At 67.1% G+C, this 14,735-nt stretch carries 13 protein-coding genes; 6 read left to right on the top strand and 7 right to left on the bottom strand.

The features are described from left to right. Positions 1-52: 52 nt before the first annotated feature. Complete coding sequence (gene fba / locus H512_RS0110595; protein ID WP_026783430.1) at positions 53-1,117, bottom strand: class II fructose-bisphosphate aldolase; 1,065 nt, start codon at positions 1,115-1,117, stop codon at positions 53-55. Between the two features lie 215 nt (positions 1,118-1,332). Further along, a complete protein-coding gene (gene pfkB, locus H512_RS0110590; RefSeq protein WP_026783429.1) occupies positions 1,333-2,289 on the bottom strand; it encodes a 1-phosphofructokinase in 957 nt (318 codons plus the stop codon). Positions 2,290-2,574: 285 nt separating this feature from the next. Here pfkB and H512_RS0110585 point away from each other — a divergent pair, with 285 nt between their 5' ends. Beyond that, a complete protein-coding gene (locus H512_RS0110585; protein WP_026783428.1) occupies positions 2,575-2,916 on the top strand; it encodes a hypothetical protein in 342 nt (113 codons plus the stop codon). Between the two features lie 39 nt (positions 2,917-2,955). Further along, the gene (locus tag H512_RS0110580) at positions 2,956-3,756 is read left to right on the top strand and encodes a YdcF family protein (protein WP_026783427.1); all 801 of its coding nucleotides are present in this window, start codon (positions 2,956-2,958) and stop codon (positions 3,754-3,756) included. Between the two features lie 19 nt (positions 3,757-3,775). Here H512_RS0110580 and H512_RS23515 read toward each other — a convergent pair whose 3' ends face one another. The 4 genes from H512_RS23515 to H512_RS0110560 all read right to left on the bottom strand — a co-directional run bounded on the left by H512_RS23515 (position 3,776) and on the right by H512_RS0110560 (position 8,347). After that, a complete protein-coding gene (locus H512_RS23515) occupies positions 3,776-5,170 on the bottom strand; it encodes a GGDEF domain-containing protein (RefSeq protein ID WP_053239755.1) in 1,395 nt (464 codons plus the stop codon). 172 nt (positions 5,171-5,342) lie between these two features. Continuing rightward, on the bottom strand, positions 5,343-5,699 hold the full coding sequence (locus tag H512_RS23510) for a DUF3253 domain-containing protein (protein WP_053239754.1): 357 nt from the start codon (positions 5,697-5,699) through the stop codon (positions 5,343-5,345). Next, on the bottom strand, positions 5,696-6,385 hold the full coding sequence (locus H512_RS0110565) for a DUF599 domain-containing protein (RefSeq protein WP_026783426.1): 690 nt from the start codon (positions 6,383-6,385) through the stop codon (positions 5,696-5,698). Before H512_RS0110565 ends, H512_RS23510 begins: the two co-directional genes overlap by 4 nt. Before the next feature lie 72 nt (positions 6,386-6,457). Then, positions 6,458-8,347: an ABC-F family ATP-binding cassette domain-containing protein gene (locus H512_RS0110560; RefSeq protein WP_026783425.1), complete on the bottom strand. Its 1,890-nt coding sequence runs from the start codon at positions 8,345-8,347 to the stop codon at positions 6,458-6,460. Positions 8,348-8,490: 143 nt separating this feature from the next. Here H512_RS0110560 and H512_RS0110555 point away from each other — a divergent pair, with 143 nt between their 5' ends. From H512_RS0110555 to aspS, 4 genes are all read left to right on the top strand, one after another. Beyond that, positions 8,491-9,525, top strand: coding sequence for a histone deacetylase family protein (locus H512_RS0110555; protein WP_026783424.1), 1,035 nt, complete (start codon positions 8,491-8,493; stop codon positions 9,523-9,525). Between the two features lie 57 nt (positions 9,526-9,582). After that, complete coding sequence (locus tag H512_RS0110550; protein ID WP_026783423.1) at positions 9,583-9,975, top strand: VOC family protein; 393 nt, start codon at positions 9,583-9,585, stop codon at positions 9,973-9,975. Between the two features lie 66 nt (positions 9,976-10,041). Next, a complete protein-coding gene (locus H512_RS0110545) occupies positions 10,042-10,422 on the top strand; it encodes a VOC family protein (RefSeq protein ID WP_026783422.1) in 381 nt (126 codons plus the stop codon). Positions 10,423-10,565: 143 nt separating this feature from the next. Then, positions 10,566-12,347: an aspartate--tRNA ligase gene (aspS, locus tag H512_RS0110540; protein ID WP_026783421.1), complete on the top strand. Its 1,782-nt coding sequence runs from the start codon at positions 10,566-10,568 to the stop codon at positions 12,345-12,347. Positions 12,348-12,477: 130 nt separating this feature from the next. On the opposite strand, the gene H512_RS0110535 is transcribed toward aspS, so the two are convergent. Then, positions 12,478-14,658 (bottom strand): hypothetical protein, encoded by a 2,181-nt coding sequence (locus H512_RS0110535; RefSeq protein ID WP_026783420.1) that lies wholly within the window; start codon positions 14,656-14,658, stop codon positions 12,478-12,480. Positions 14,659-14,735 lie beyond the last annotated feature (77 nt).

The raw sequence follows: 14,735 nt of genomic DNA, 5'->3' as shown, positions 1-14,735 counted from the left end.
AATGCAAATGGGGCGCCGAAGCGCCCCATCCGATGATTCAGTCGCGATCCAATCAGGCGATCTTGGGATCAAGCTCGCCCGAGGCGTAGCGCTTGGCCATCTCGGCCAGCGGGATCGCCTTGATCTTGGAGCCGTGACCGGCAGCGCCGAATTCCTCGTAGCGCTGCTTGCAGACCTTCTGCATGGCGGCCATGGCCGGCTTCATGAAGGAGCGCGGATCGAACTCGGCCGGCTTCTCGGCGAAGAACTTGCGGATGGCGCCAGTGATGGCCATGCGGCAGTCGGTGTCGATGTTCACCTTGCGCACGCCGTGCTTGATGCCGTTGACGATCTCCTCGACCGGCACGCCGAAGGTCTGGGGCATCTGGCCGCCGTAGGCGTTGATGATGTCCAGAAGGTCCTGCGGCACCGAAGACGAGCCGTGCATGACCAGATGCACGTTCGGCATGCGCTCGTGGATTTCCTTGATGCGGTAGATGGCGAGCACGTCGCCCGTCGGCTTGCGGGAGAACTTGTAGGCGCCGTGGCTGGTGCCCATGGCGATGGCCAGGGCGTCGACCTTGGTGCGCTTGACGAACTTCACGGCTTCGTCCGGATCGGTCAGCAGCTGCTCCTTGCTGAGCACGCCCTCGGCGCCGTGGCCGTCTTCCTTGTCGCCCATGCCGGTCTCGAGCGAGCCGAGCACGCCGAGTTCGCCTTCCGTCGAGGCGCCAACCATGTGGCTCATCTCGGCGACGCGGCCGGTGACGTTGGCGTTGTAGTCGAAGTCGGCCGGGGTCTTGCCGTCGGCCTTCAGCGAGCCGTCCATCATCACCGACGAGAAGCCGTTGGTGATGGCCGAAAGGCAGGTGGCTTCCGAGTTGCCGTGGTCCTGATGCATGCAGACCGGGATATCGGGATAAAGCTCGATGGCGGCCTTGATCAGGTGGCTGAGCACGATGTCGTTGGCGAACGCGCGGGCGCCGCGGCTGGCCTGCATGATCACCGGGCTGTCGGTCTCCTTGGCCGCGGCCATGACGGACAGCATCTGCTCCATGTTGTTGATGTTGAAGGCCGGCATGCCGTAGCCGTGTTCGGCGGCATGATCGAGCAGCTGCCGCAGTGAAACCAGCGCCATAGGGGAACTCCTTCGCGAATTTTCGTGGTCCCGAGCCCTTCCCGCCTATCGCGCGCGACCGGCGGAACCGACTGGCCCATATCTACGACTTTAGCACGATTTACCAGAGGCGAGTTCGATCAGGGCCGTTCGTTGCGCCAAAAAAACGTGAACGGGATTGATAGTTCGCCTGAATATTCGTGCTTTCCTCCATGGGCAAACTACTGCCCAACGATTCAGCTTGCAAGCACGGCGACATCGACCCGGCGGGCGAGCTGGCGCACGTCGTCGGGCGAGGGCAGGTGCGGTCCGATTCGACCGAGCTTGGCGGTGGCGAAGGCCACGGCGCGGCGGGCCAGCGCCTCCAGGCCGAGGTTGTCGGCCAGCGCCGAGGCGATGCCAGCCACCATGGCGTCGCCGGCGCCGACCGTCGACAGCGCGTTGACCACCGGCAGCCGCGCGGACAGCGCCACGGGACCGCGCAGGAAGATGGCGCCCTGTTCGCCGCGCGACACCGCCACCACCTCGATGCCAAGCGCCTGGATGACGCGGGCGGCGGCAACGATGTCGGCCACCTCGCGCGTCGGCCGGCCGACCCAGGCTTCCAGCTCCACCCGGTTGGGCTTGATGGCGAAGGGCAGGCAGTCGCGCGGCGCCGCCAGCGCGGCGGCCAGCGGCGCACCGGAGGTGTCGAGCACGACGCGCGCCTTGAGGCGGCAGAGGTCGTCGGTCAGCCGCGCCCAGACGCTGTCCGGCTGGCCGAGCGGCAGCGAGCCGGCCAGCACCACCAGCGCTCCTTCGACCACCTCGCGGCGCAGCACGTCGAGCACCATGTCGTAGGTCTCGTCGTCGAAGACGAGGCCGGGCAGGTTGATGTCGGTGGTCTCGCCGGTGGTGATGTCGGAGATCTTGATGTTGGTGCGGGTGTCGCCGGCCATGCGGACGAAGCGGTCCTGGATGCCCTTGTCCTTGAAGAAGTCGGTGAAGGTGGCGTCGTTGCCGCGGCCGAGCACGCCGGTCGCCACCACGGGGATGCCCCAGTCGGCGATGCAGCCGGCGACGTTGATGCCCTTGCCGCCGACGTTGGACTGCGCCGCGCGGGCGCGATGAACCTTGCCGGGCGTCAGGTCATCGAGCGTGACGGTGAGGTCGATCGCCGGATTGAGCGTAACGGTGATGATGGGCGAGGTCATGGTCGGCGGCTCCAGAGACGGACTCTCCAGCTTAGCGGTTTCGCAGGATGGCGGCGTTTGGGCAAGCCCCCAAGGGTCCGAAACCATGGCGATCGCCTGATCCTCGGCGACAATGGCCCGGCTGGCAAGGTACGCGCGAGTGACGACGGGCCGGCCGCCCCGGCCTGTTCCCGAGCTGGCGCCGGACGATTAAGCCGATCAACGGATTGACCGGCGCGCCGTCCTCGGATCATCTCCGGTGTCAGGAGTGCTGCACGCCGCATATGGCGGCCGGAAGGAGACGACATGACCGGCTTCAGGTTGGTGGCTCTGGCGATCGGTTTCGGCCTGTCGGCCGGCGCGGCGATGGCCCAGTCGGCCAGTCCCTACGACATGACCTATGCCCTGCGCGACGGCAAGCCGACGACGCTCTACGCCGACATGAGCGAGGCGTCGGCAAAAAAGGGCACGTTGCCGGGCGACGCCAAGGGCATCGTGCTGCGCTGGTGCCGCGACGAGATTCCCTTCGGTTCCTGGCAGTTCGGCAGCCGCAAGGCCCAGCTCGGCCTTCTCGATGCGCGCTGGTGCGAAATCTCCTACAATGGAGCGGTCGGCAACGTGCCGGGCAAGGTGCTGACGCCCCAGTGACCGGTTGAGGCGGCGGCTCCGGGAAGGAGGGCAGGCGGCGTGTTCTATGTGCTCTCCAAGCTCGGCTTCCTGTTCCTGCGCCCCTCCAATGCGCTGATCCTGGCCATGCTGGTCGGCGCCGGGCTGCGATTTCTCGGCTGGCGGCGGCGCGGCGCCGAATTGATCGGCTTCGCGCTGCTGCTCCTGGTGATCTGCGCCTGGACCGGCGTTCCCACCCTGATGTTGCGGCCGCTCGAACAGCGCTTCTCCGTGCCGGCCAACCCCGATCGGCTCGCTCCGGCCGGCATCCTGGTTCTCGGCGGCGTGGTCGACACCGACCTTTCCACCGAACTTGGAACGCGCGAACTGACCGACGGGGCCGAGCGTCTGATCGTCGCCGCCGAACTCGCCAAGCGCTATCCCGAGGCGCGCGTCCTGCTGTCCGGCGGCTCCAACGGCGTGTTCGTCAACGACGATCTGGCCGAATCGGTCATCGCCCGCGACCTGCTGATCGAATTCGGCGTGCCGGCCGAGCGCATCACCATCGAGGACCGCTCGCGCAACACGCACGAGAACGCCGAGTTCAGCTTCGCGGCCGTCGAGCCGACGCCGCAGGAGCAATGGCTGCTGGTCACCTCGGCCTTCCACATGCCGCGGGCCGTCGGCACCTTCCGCGCCGCCGGCTGGAACGGCATCGTCGCCTGGCCGGTCGACTACCGCAACGGCGCCGACACGGACTGGCTGGGCGGCCGCACCGCGGCCGAGGGGTTGATGATGACCGACATGGCCGTGCGCGAGTGGATCGGCCTCGTCGCCTATCGCTTCGCCGGCTACACCGGCGCGCTGCTGCCGCGGCCGTGATGCGCCTGGGGACGCTTGGTCAGGCGACGATCACCCGGTTGCGTCCTTCGTTCTTGGCCCGGTAGAGCGCCTGGTCGGCGCGGGCGACGTGCTGCTGGTAGTCGGGATGGCCGTCGTGGCTGGAGACGCCGATGCTGACCGTCACGTCCGCCATGCCGCCGTTGCCGAGATCGAACGGCTCGCCGGCGATCAGCGCGCGGATGCGCTCGGCGGTGAGCAGCGCCTGCCGTTCTTCTGTCTGGGTGCAGAGGACGAGGAATTCCTCGCCGCCATAGCGGAACACGAAATCGCCCATGCGCACGGCCGAGGACAGGCGCTCGCCGATCTGGCAGAGGACATTGTCGCCGGCCGGATGACCGTGGGTGTCGTTGATCTTCTTGAAGTGGTCGATGTCGATCAGCAGCACGGAGAAGGATTTTCCCTGCTCCTCGCAAAGCTTGATCTCACGGCCGAGGATGGCCGGCAGGAAGCGGCGGTTGAGCAGTTTGGTCAGCGCGTCGCGACCGGACTCGACGTGCAGCAGGCGCTCGAACATGGCGTCGAGCAGGTATTTCACCCGCTCGACCTCGCCGGCCACCTGGCGGATGAGGCGCCGCAGCTCGGAGACCGACGCGCCGTCCATCTCGCGCTGGCAGGCCGGCAGCAGTTCGTCGTCGATGCGCCGCAAGGCGGCGAAGATGGAGCGGAGATCATCCGACCGGTCGAAGATGGCCGTCGCCTTGTGGTAGACCCAGAGGCCGAACGGCGAGGCGCCGATCACCCCCAGCGGTTCCTCGGCGCTGCCGATCATGATGGCGCGCAGAAAGGCGTTCTCCCAGTCCATGATGGCGGCGCGCTGACGCTGGCGCTCCAGCGACGGGTCGATGGTCGCCGTATAGATGCGGTAGGCTTCGTCATCGCGCGAGCCCTGCTCGGTGGCGCTTTCGTAGTGGGCGGAGATCGCCTCCACCGCGTGGTCGATCAGCGCTGCCGCTGTCGTCCATGCCTCGATTCGCAGGGAATCGGCCGTGTCCGCCGTACGCAGGATGTCGCGGAGGGCCGATTTCAGGATGCCGGCGGCGTAGAGCACCAGACAGATCCGCACGCCGATGCGGGCGTGCACGCTGCCGAGCGTGTGTTGCTGTTCGATCACCGGCGGAATGCTCTCGGGCTCCCAGGACGAGAACAGGGTGCGGATCCAGTGCCGGATGGCGTGGGTGAGGCGCTTGGCGACCAGATCCTGGGTCAGGAAGCGCTCAGCCTCGGGGTCGGACAGCATGGTCGAGTAGAAGACGTCGGCAAGCTGGGCGGCATGGCGGTCGGCGATGGCGGCCAGCAGCTGTCGCACCGGCTGGGGCGTCGCTCCGGCGGCGGAGGTCCAGCGACGGAGGAGGGACGAGGTGTATGTCAGGCTATCGTGGCTGCAGTCGTTCATGGCGGCACTCTGGGGAGGAAACAGCCACGCCGATGGACAACGTGATCGTCACCCGGTTCGATGACTCGCGACCTACAGTCGATACCCCGGAGTGTCCTAAATTCCCCTTAAAAATGCATCTCAACCAAACACACCTAAAAGTTGTCAAATCGCTGACGCCGGGGCGGCCGTCTCAATCCTCGTCGTCGGTATCGATCAGCAGGTCGTCAGCATCGAGAACCGGCGCCTCATAGACCGGCATCGGCTCGCCTTCCGCCCTGAGGCGGATGCGGTAGAGGCCGCGGATGCGATCGGGATCGACCGGCTTGCCCTTGCGGATCAGAATCACCTTGCCGTCCCTGGCAAGCCGCGCCGCCTCGTCCTTGATCGGCTTCATCAGCCGCCGCCAGACCTTTTCGTTGCTGCCGGCGATGGCGCGGGCAACGGCGTCCGGGCCGATCGGCTTGCCGTCGGGCGCCTCGGCGGCCATCAGCAGCAGCACGTCGCGGATCTGGCCGGCCCTGACGCGGTGGGTATCGATTTCGGTCACTCGTATCTCCGCATGGCCTTGACGGCGTTGGAGGTGAACTGGCGGCGGGCGAGCACCACCGCGATGAAGGTGGAACTCAGGACGAGCGGCAACGGCCCAAGGAAGCAGCCGAGATAACCGATCGACATGAAGAAGGCCCGGAGGCCGCGATTGAAGTTGGTGCCGGCCACCACGATGATCGACGAGGCGCGCGCCACTGCCTTGTCCATCTCGACGGTGCCCGATTGAACCGGCGGCGGCAAGGCGCCCAGCAGGATCGAGCCGAAGTTGAACATGCGGTAGGCCCAGCCGAACTTGAAGAAGGCGTAGGCATATATGGCGAGGAGGCCGATCACCTTGTACTCGAAAGCGGTGCGGTCGGTGGCCGTGAGGTCGGACAGCGCCGACACGACGCCGACGGCATGATCGACCGAGTTGAGCAGCGTGAAGCCGCCGCCGATGGCCAGAAGCGACGTCGAGGCGAAGAAGGCGGTGCCGTTCTGCAGGCCGGCGACGATGGCGGTGTCGACCATGCGGAGATCGCGCGTCGACGCCTGCCGCACCCAGCCGTGGCGGCCGATGTTGATGAAATGGGTCAGCGAGTGCTTGGCCCAAGGGCTTTTCTCGGTCAGCCAGGCCTGCCCGAACCACATGGCCAGGAACCAGACGAAGGCGGCGATGTCGATGGGACTGAAGGCGTTGATCATGGCGGGCGTCCGGAGTGGCGAGGCGGGCGCAGGATAGCGGCCCGCGGCGCGGTGCAAAAGGCGGGCCGGCGGTCAGCCGTCGGCCGCTTCCGCTTCCTCGTATTCGGCCGACAGGATCAGCCATTCCTCCTCGAACGTGTCGAGATTGCGAACGGCGTCGGCCCGCTCCTTGGAGAGCCTGGCGCCCTTGGCCGGGTCCTGCGTGAACAGCGACGGCTCGGCCAGCGCCGCGTCGATGCGGGCGATCAGCTTGCGGGTTTTCTCCATGTCCGCCTCGATGCCCTGAATGCGCTTGCGGAGCGGGGCGAGCTGGGCACGCCGCTCGGCGGCGAGGCGGCGGCGGTCGGCGTTGGTGACCTTCTGCTCGTCGCTGCGCGCCGCCCGGTCGGCGTCGCCGGGGCCGGAGAGGATGAAGCGCTTGTAGTCGTCCATGTCGCCGTCGAACGGCGTGATGCCGCCGTTGTCCACCAGCCAGAGACGATCCATGGTCGCCTCGACCAAATGGCGGTCGTGGCTGATCAGGATGACGGCGCCCTCGAAGTCGTTGAGCGCTTGGATGAGGCTCTCGCGGCTGTCGATGTCGAGATGGTTGGTCGGCTCGTCGAGGATCAGCAGGTTCGGGCCGTGGAAGGTGGCGAGGCCGAGCAGGAGGCGCGCCTTCTCGCCGCCGGAAAGCTCGCGGGCCGGCGTGTCCATCTTGTTGGTGTCGAGGCCCATCTGCGCGACGCGCGACCGCACGCGGGCGTCCGGCGCCTCCGGCATCAACCGGCGGACGTGGGCGACGGCCGTTTCGTCAGGGTGCAACTCGTCGAGCTGGTGCTGGGCAAAGAAGGCGATCTCCAGCTTGCCGGCCTTGACGATGTTGCCGGAGAACGGCGCCAGCCGGTCGGCCAGCGCCTTGGCGAAGGTCGACTTGCCGTTGCCGTTCTTGCCGAGCAGCGCGATGCGGTCGTCGTCGTCAATGCGGAGCGTCAGGCGCTTCAGCACCAGCTTGCCGGGGGTGTAGCCGAGGTCGACCTGACTGTAGGTGACGATCGGCGGCGCCAGCTTGGCCTTGGGGTTGGGAATGAGGATCGGCTGCACGTGGTCCTCGACCACGGCGTCGATGATATCGAGCTTCTCCAGCATCTTGATGCGCGACTGCGCCTGCGTCGCCTTGCTGGCCTTGTAGCGGAAGCGGTCGACGAAGGCTTGCAGATGCTTGCGCCGCGCCTCGATCTTCTCGCGCGCCTTCTCCTGGAGCAGCAGTTTCTCCTGCCGCTGGCGGGCGAACGAGGTGTAGCCGCCCTTCCAGAGCGTCAGCTTGCCTTCGGAGAGGTGGCAGATGTGGTCGACGGCGCTGTCGAGGAGATCACGGTCGTGGCTGATGAGGACGACGGTATAGGGATAGCGCTGGACGTAGCTGGTCAGCCACAGCGTGCCCTCGAGGTCGAGATAGTTGGTCGGCTCGTCGAGCAGCAACAGGTCCGGCTGGGTGAACAGCACGGCGGCCAGCGCCACGCGCATCCGCCAGCCGCCGGAAAAGTCGGCGCAGGGGCGGCGCTGGTCGGCGGCGTCGAAGCCGAGGCCGGAGAGAATAGTGGCGGCACGCGCCTCGGCCGAATGCGCCTCGATGTCGGCGAGCCGCACCTGGATGTCGGCGATGCGGTGCGGATCGCTGGCCGTCTCTGCCTCGGCGAGAAGTGCCGATCGCTCGGTGTCGGCGGCCAGCACGAAGTCGATCAGCGAAATGTCCGAGCCAGGCGCCTCCTGGGCGACGCGGCCGATGCGGGCGCCGCGCTTCAGGTCGATCGAGCCGCTTTCGGCGGAGAGGTCGCCGGCGACGATGTTGAACAGCGTCGTCTTGCCGGTGCCGTTGCGGCCGACGAGGCCGACCTTGGCGCCGTCATGGATGGTCACCGAGGCGTTCTCGATGAGCGTGCGGCCGGCGATGCGGTAGGTAAGGTCGGAGATGATCAGCATGGCCCGGCGATTTCGCCCGAACGGCCGTGAAAGGCAAGACGGCGGGCGCGATTTTCAGCCGCCTGTCGCCTTTTCGCCCTTGCCGATGGAGAGGACCGGTGTAGCGTCGTCGCTCCGAGACAGCCGTTGGACCGGAATCGCCCATGAAAACCGTCTATTCGCCGCGCCACCGCCTGCATGCCGACAACCAGGAACTCAACGCCGGCGTCATCACGCCGGCCTTCGAGCTGCCGGCCCGCGTCGACTTCATCCTGCAACGGATCGCGGCGGTGGGGCTCGGCGAGGTGATCGAGGCGACGCGCGTCGACGCCGTCGCGGCGGCGTCGAAGGTGCACGATGCCGGCTATCTCCAGTTCATGGCCGACTTCTGGCGCCTGTGGCTGGCCGAGGGCCGCAGCGGGCCGACCATGCCCTACGTCTGGCCGGCGCGCGGCCAGCACGACATCCGGCCCGAGCACGTCAACGGCCTGATGGGCTATTATTCCTTCGACGGCGGCGCCTCCTTCGTCGAGGGCACTTGGGAGGCGGTGCAGTCGGCTGTCTGGTCGGCGCTTGGGGCGGCCGAACTGATCGCCGGCAGCGAACGGGGGGCCTATGCGCTCTGCCGGCCGCCGGGTCACCATGCCGGCTCATCGACCATGGGCGGCTACTGCTTCATCAACAATGCCGCCGTGGCGGCGCAGCGCTTCCTCGACCTCGGGGCGAAGCGCGTCACCATCCTCGACGTCGACTATCATCACGGCAACGGCACGCAGGAGATCTTCTACCGCCGCCGCGACGTGCAGATGATCGACCTGCACGCCGACACGACCGTCGCCTATCCCTTCTTCTCCGGCCGCACTGACGAGACCGGCAAGGGGGAGGGCGAGGGCTTCACGCGCAACTATCCGCTGCCGTTCGGCACCAGTTGGGAAACCTGGGGCGCGGCGCTCGACGACGCCTGCCGGGCGATCGAGGCCTATGGTCCGGATGCCGTGGTGGTGTCGCTCGGCCTCGACACCTTCGAGGGCGACCCGATCTCCAAGTTCAAGCTGAAGCGCGAGGACTATCCGAAGATCGGCGAGCGCATCGCCCGGCTCGGCCGGCGGACGCTGTTCGTGCAGGAGGGCGGCTATGCCGTGGCCGACATCGGCCACAACGCCGTCGGCGTGCTGACGGGTTTCGAGGGACGATCCTGACAGGGGCTGGCAGGGCCGGCTGCTAGGTCTCCGGCCACCCGAAAATGGGAGGGGAACATGCTGGACCACATGGGCTTTCCGGCCGTCGACTTCGAGAAGTCGAAGACCTTTTACGACAAGGCGCTGGCGCCGCTCGGCGTTTCCATGGTGATGGCCGTCTCGGCCGAGGAGAGCGGCAGCGACGCCTTCGCCGGCTACGGCAGCGACGGCAAGCCGGACTTCTGGGTGGCGAGCGGCCGGCCGGCCGGCGAGATCACCCATTTCCACGTCGCCTTCGTCGCCAGCGACCGCGCCACCGTCGACGCCTTCTACGCGGCAGCAATGGCGGCCGGCGGCCGTGACAACGGCGGGCCGGGCCTGAGGCCGCACTATCATCCCAACTACTACGCCGCCTTCGTCTTCGATCCCGACGGCAACAACATCGAGGCGGTCTGCCACAAGCCGGAGTGACGGCGGGGTGGAATGACAGGCAGGCGGGCGCCCGAGGCGCCTGCTTCCGCGCGTCCGGGAGAGACCATGTTCGATCATGTCGACTGTCCGGTGTCGGACATCCGCCGCGCCATCGCCTTCTATGACGCGCTGCTCGCCCCGCTCGGCATCGCGCGGCTGATCACCCGCGTCGCCACCCGGCCGGGCGGCGCCTCCAACGCCGGCTACGGCCGCGAGGGTCATGCCGGCTTCTGGCTGTCGACCGCCAGCCGGCGGGGCCAGCTGCACCTCGCCTTCAAGGCGCCGACGCGCCAGTCGGTGACCGCTTTCCATGCCGCCGGGCTTGCGGCCGGCGGTACCGACAACGGCGCGCCGGGCCTCCGGCCCTACGCGCCGAACTACTATGCCGCCTACATCATCGATGCCGACGGCCACAACGTCGAGGCGGTGTGCCGGGCGCCCGGCTGACGGCCTGTGCCCGAGCCTCGGCGGCCACGCGCATTCTTGACAAAATCGCCCCGCCGTGCGCTTGTCGCGCCCACACATCCGGCCGCCCGCGAGGCGGATTCCGGAGCCGTTCCCAACGGAATCAACCAGACAGGACGATCATCATGCACGCCTATCGCTCCCACACCTGCGGCCAGCTTCGAGCCAGCGACGTCGGGCAGAACGTGCGGCTGTCCGGCTGGGTGCATCGCGTGCGCGACCATGGCGGCCTGCTGTTCATCGACCTGCGCGACCACTACGGCATGACGCAGGTGGTGGTCGATCCCGACAGCGCGTCCTTCAAGCTGGCCGAGACGCTGCGCGCCGAATGGGTGATCCGCGTCGACTGTCTCGTGCGCGCCCGCACGCCGGAGACCGTCAACCCCAACCTTTCCACCGGCGAGATCGAGGTATTCGCCAACGAGATTTCCGTGCTGGCGCAGGCCAAGGACCTGCCGCTGCCGGTATTCGGCGAGCCGGATTATCCGGAGGACGTGCGCCTCAAGTACCGTTTCCTCGACCTCCGGCGCGAGACGCTGCACGGCAACATCGTCAAGCGGACCAAGGTCATCCGCTCGATGCGCCGCCGCATGGAGGATGCCGGCTTCACCGAGTTCTCGACGCCGATCCTGACGGCCTCCTCGCCGGAGGGCGCGCGAGACTTCCTGGTGCCGAGCCGCATCCACGCCGGCAAGTTCTACGCGCTGCCGCAGGCGCCGCAGCAGTACAAGCAGCTCCTGATGGTGGCCGGCTTCGACCGCTATTTCCAGATCGCCCCCTGCTTCCGCGACGAGGACCCGCGCGCCGACCGCCTGCCGGGCGAGTTCTACCAGCTCGACCTCGAAATGAGCTTCGTGACGCAGGACGACATCCTCGGCACGATGGAGCCGGTGCTGCGCGGCCTGTTCGAGGAATTCTCGGAGGGAAAGCCGGTCACCCAGACCTTCCGCCGCATTCCCTATGACCAGGCGATCCGCACCTACGGCTCCGACAAGCCGGACCTCCGCAACCCGATCGAGATGCAGGCGGTGACGCAGCATTTCGCCGGCTCGGGCTTCAAGGTGTTCGCCCGGATGATCGAGGCCGATCCGAAGGCCGAGGTGTGGGCGATCCCGGCGAAGACCGGCGGCAGCCGCGCCTTCTGCGACCGCATGAACTCCTGGGCGCAGGGCCAGGGCCAGCCGGGCCTTGGCTATATCTTCTGGCGGTCGGAGAACGGCGCCCTCGAAGGGGCCGGTCCGCTGGCCAAGAACATCGGCCCGGAGCGCACCGAGGCGATCCGGACGCAGCTCGGCCTCGCCGAGGGCGACGCGGTGTTCTTCGTCGCCGGCGACCCGGCGAAGTTCTACAAGTTCGCCGGCGAGGCGCGCACGCGGGCCGGCACCGAACTCGGCCTCGTCGATACCGAACGTTTCGAGCTGGCCTGGATCGTCGACTTCCCCTTCTACGAGTGGAACGACGACGAGAAGAAGATCGATTTCGCGCACAATCCCTTCTCGATGCCGCAGGGCGGCCTCGATGCGCTGAACAACCAGGACCCGCTGACCATCAAGGCCTATCAGTACGACCTCGTCTGCAACGGCTTCGAGATCGCCTCGGGCGGCATCCGCAACCACATGCCCGAGCTGATGGTGAAGGCGTTCAGCCTCGTCGGCCTCGACGCCAAGACGGTCGAGGAGCGTTTCGGCGGCCTCTATCGCGCCTTCCAGTACGGCGCGCCGCCGCACGGCGGCATGGCGCCGGGCATCGACCGCATCGTCATGCTGATCTGCGGCGTGCACAATCTGCGCGAGATCACGCTGTTCCCGATGAACCAGCGCGCCGAGGACCCGCTGATGGGCGCACCGTCGGAAGCCTCGATCAAGCAGCTCCGCGAACTGCACCTCAAGCTGAACCTGCCGAACTGAGCGGCGGGACGAGGCTTCGGAAATGAAGAAGGCCGGGGAGGGCGCCTCCCCGGCCTTTTTGCTTCTGGAGCCTCGCTCTGCCCGAGGTGGTCCGCCTTGGCAGACCATCTCATGCCGAAAGATCCCCTCGTCACTCGTTGGCGGTGACGCCGACATTGAGGATGCGGATCATATCGTTGGGCTTATCGGTGTTGATCTTCTCGAGTTCGCCGAAGGAAACCGGCTTTTCCGGAGCGATCGTCAGGGTGATCGACTGGGGATTGCGGATGAAGGCGGAAATCGGCCCCTCGAAACGCGCCTGAAGCTCCTTGTCCTCAAGGAAATTCAGCATCAGCGGCAGCGCGCCGGCAGTGTTCTCGCGGAACTTGTCGCCGTCCTGATCGAGCTTCTTGGCCTGCGCCTCGAAAGCCTTCTCGACGATGCCGGCGTTGCCATAGGTGACCGAAGCGGAGACCAGCGTCGCCGCATCGAGCCGGGCTTCCATCTCGTCGGGCTTCTCGATCAGCGACAGCGGCAGGCCGCCGAGGTGGAAGTCGCCGGAGACGACGCCCATGTCGGCCGCCTTCAGCGTCAGGTCCTCCAGCCGGACATCGCCCTTGTCGGCATCCCAGGTCAGCGTCAGGCCGCCGGAGAGGTCGAGGGTTTCGTAGCCCATGTCGGTCAGCTCGGAGACCATCGTCTCGTCGGACAGCAGCGCCACCGGCAGCGTCAGCGAGGTGAAGGTAAAGTCGGCGCGCTGGGGCAGGGTGTTGAGGTAGTTGCCGCTGGTCATCGCCATCGTGTCGAGCCCCACCGTGCCGAATGGCGATTCCACCGACAGCGTGCCGAGTTCGACGAAACCGAAGGTGGTGTTGCCTTCGAGAACCGCCTTGCGGATCGCCTCGCCGGACGGGCTCTTGCCCTCGGAAGCGCTCTTGCCAAGCTCCAGCAGGGAGGCGAGCGAGCCGAAGCGGACGTCCTGAAGCGTCAGCAGCGACAGACTGAACTTGGTCGACGCCTCCTTGGACTCGGCGCTGATATCGCGCAGCGTGAAGGCGCCGATGCCGTTGCCGTCGATGTCGTTGCCGTCGAAGCGATTGATGGCGAGATTGAAGGTCTCGCCGGCCTTTACCTCCAGCTTGTTCATCTGGACGAAGTCGACGCCGGAGAGCTGGGTGTAATTGGGCAGAACGGTGGAGAGGAAGGCGATCGGGTCGTCTTCGATCCGCTTGGGATCGGCGAGCGCCTCGGCGATCAGCTTCACCACCGGCTGGCCGGTCTGTCGCAGGAAGACGTTGTTGGCCTCGATGTTGTCGATGCTGACCGTCACGCCCTCGAAGGCGACGGCGACGTTGTTGAGGCCGTATTGCGTGTAGATGGTACGCGCCTTGCCGTCGCCGACGCCGCCGGCATAGCGGGCCGGATCGAGCGCTTCCAGCGCCGCGCCGAAATCCATGCCAATGATATAGCTGCTGTCGATGGTCATCGACTTGAGCGGCTGCGTCTCGTCCTTCGGCTTCTGGTTCAGCGAGTTGACGCCCGCCCGCTCGATGCGTCCCTCGTGCAGCCCCGACAGGTAGGCGAGGGAATAGGTGGCGACGACGTCGCCCTGCGTCATGCCGTTTGTTTCGACGCGGACGCTGTTTATCTCTGCCCAGTCGGCCCGCAGGCCGGTCAGCCAGCCGGAATAGTAGAACACCTTCTCGTAGAATGGCCGGTCGGCGGGCAGCGCGGCCGGCAGCGACGGGAAGACGGGACGCTCGATCAGCAGCGAGTCGGCGGAAAGGGAATAGTCGACCACCGGCAGCTTGTCCGCTTCGCTGGTGGCATCGGCAGCCGTCCCGTCGGCCGGAGGCTGGGCGGCGGGCGCCGCGCTGTCGGCACGGCTCTTCTGCGATCGGCCGGCCGGCTTCTGCGCGGGGGTGGCCGGCGCCGTGGCCTTGCCGTCTTCCTTGCCGGCTTCGGCGAGGGAGGTGAGGCCGGGGAACCATTTGCCGACGTCGAAATGCACCTCGACGCTATAGTTCGAGCCGCGAATGGCATGGGCGGCGAAGGCGCCTCCCGGCGCTGCACGCGGGTCCTCGACGCTCAGTTCGTCGAAATGGATGGCGATCAGGTCATCGTCGAGATCGCCGATGCCGACGTCGGACAGCGTCACCGTCTGCGTTGCCGGATCGAAGCTGCTGTCACCGACGCTCACCGGCAGGCCGAAGGCGGCCGAGGCCAGCCACTGCCGGACGAGATCCTCCCGCGGCGTCGCCGCCCCGGCGTGCGAGGCGGAGGCAAGTGCGGCAAACGCCGCGACGACGCCAAGCAGTGCATTGGTCCTCATCGGCGATCCTCCCGGATTTATCATGATTGAACCCGCGCAGCGGGCTTCGGCGGCCGGCGCCGGACCTCAGAGCAAGC

The sequence above is a fragment of the Pleomorphomonas koreensis DSM 23070 genome (assembly GCF_000425185.1).
Classification (GTDB): domain Bacteria; phylum Pseudomonadota; class Alphaproteobacteria; order Rhizobiales; family Pleomorphomonadaceae; genus Pleomorphomonas; species Pleomorphomonas koreensis.
Note: the sequence above shows the minus strand (reverse complement) of the source record. Positions and strands in the feature narration are given on the sequence as shown.

Excerpts from the sequence above, each read along its gene's own strand:
- fba (WP_026783430.1), bottom strand. The coding sequence starts at position 1,117 with ATGGCGCTGGTTTCACTGCGGCAGCTGCTCGATCATGCCGCCGAACAC.
- pfkB (WP_026783429.1), bottom strand. The coding sequence starts at position 2,289 with ATGACCTCGCCCATCATCACCGTTACGCTCAATCCGGCGATCGACCTC.
- H512_RS0110585 (WP_026783428.1), top strand. The coding sequence starts at position 2,575 with ATGACCGGCTTCAGGTTGGTGGCTCTGGCGATCGGTTTCGGCCTGTCG.
- H512_RS23515 (WP_053239755.1), bottom strand. The coding sequence starts at position 5,170 with ATGAACGACTGCAGCCACGATAGCCTGACATACACCTCGTCCCTCCTC.
- H512_RS0110565 (WP_026783426.1), bottom strand. The coding sequence starts at position 6,385 with ATGATCAACGCCTTCAGTCCCATCGACATCGCCGCCTTCGTCTGGTTC.
- H512_RS0110560 (WP_026783425.1), bottom strand. The coding sequence starts at position 8,347 with ATGCTGATCATCTCCGACCTTACCTACCGCATCGCCGGCCGCACGCTC.
- H512_RS0110555 (WP_026783424.1), top strand. The coding sequence starts at position 8,491 with ATGAAAACCGTCTATTCGCCGCGCCACCGCCTGCATGCCGACAACCAG.
- H512_RS0110550 (WP_026783423.1), top strand. The coding sequence starts at position 9,583 with ATGCTGGACCACATGGGCTTTCCGGCCGTCGACTTCGAGAAGTCGAAG.
- H512_RS0110545 (WP_026783422.1), top strand. The coding sequence starts at position 10,042 with ATGTTCGATCATGTCGACTGTCCGGTGTCGGACATCCGCCGCGCCATC.
- aspS (WP_026783421.1), top strand. The coding sequence starts at position 10,566 with ATGCACGCCTATCGCTCCCACACCTGCGGCCAGCTTCGAGCCAGCGAC.
- H512_RS0110535 (WP_026783420.1), bottom strand. The coding sequence starts at position 14,658 with ATGAGGACCAATGCACTGCTTGGCGTCGTCGCGGCGTTTGCCGCACTT.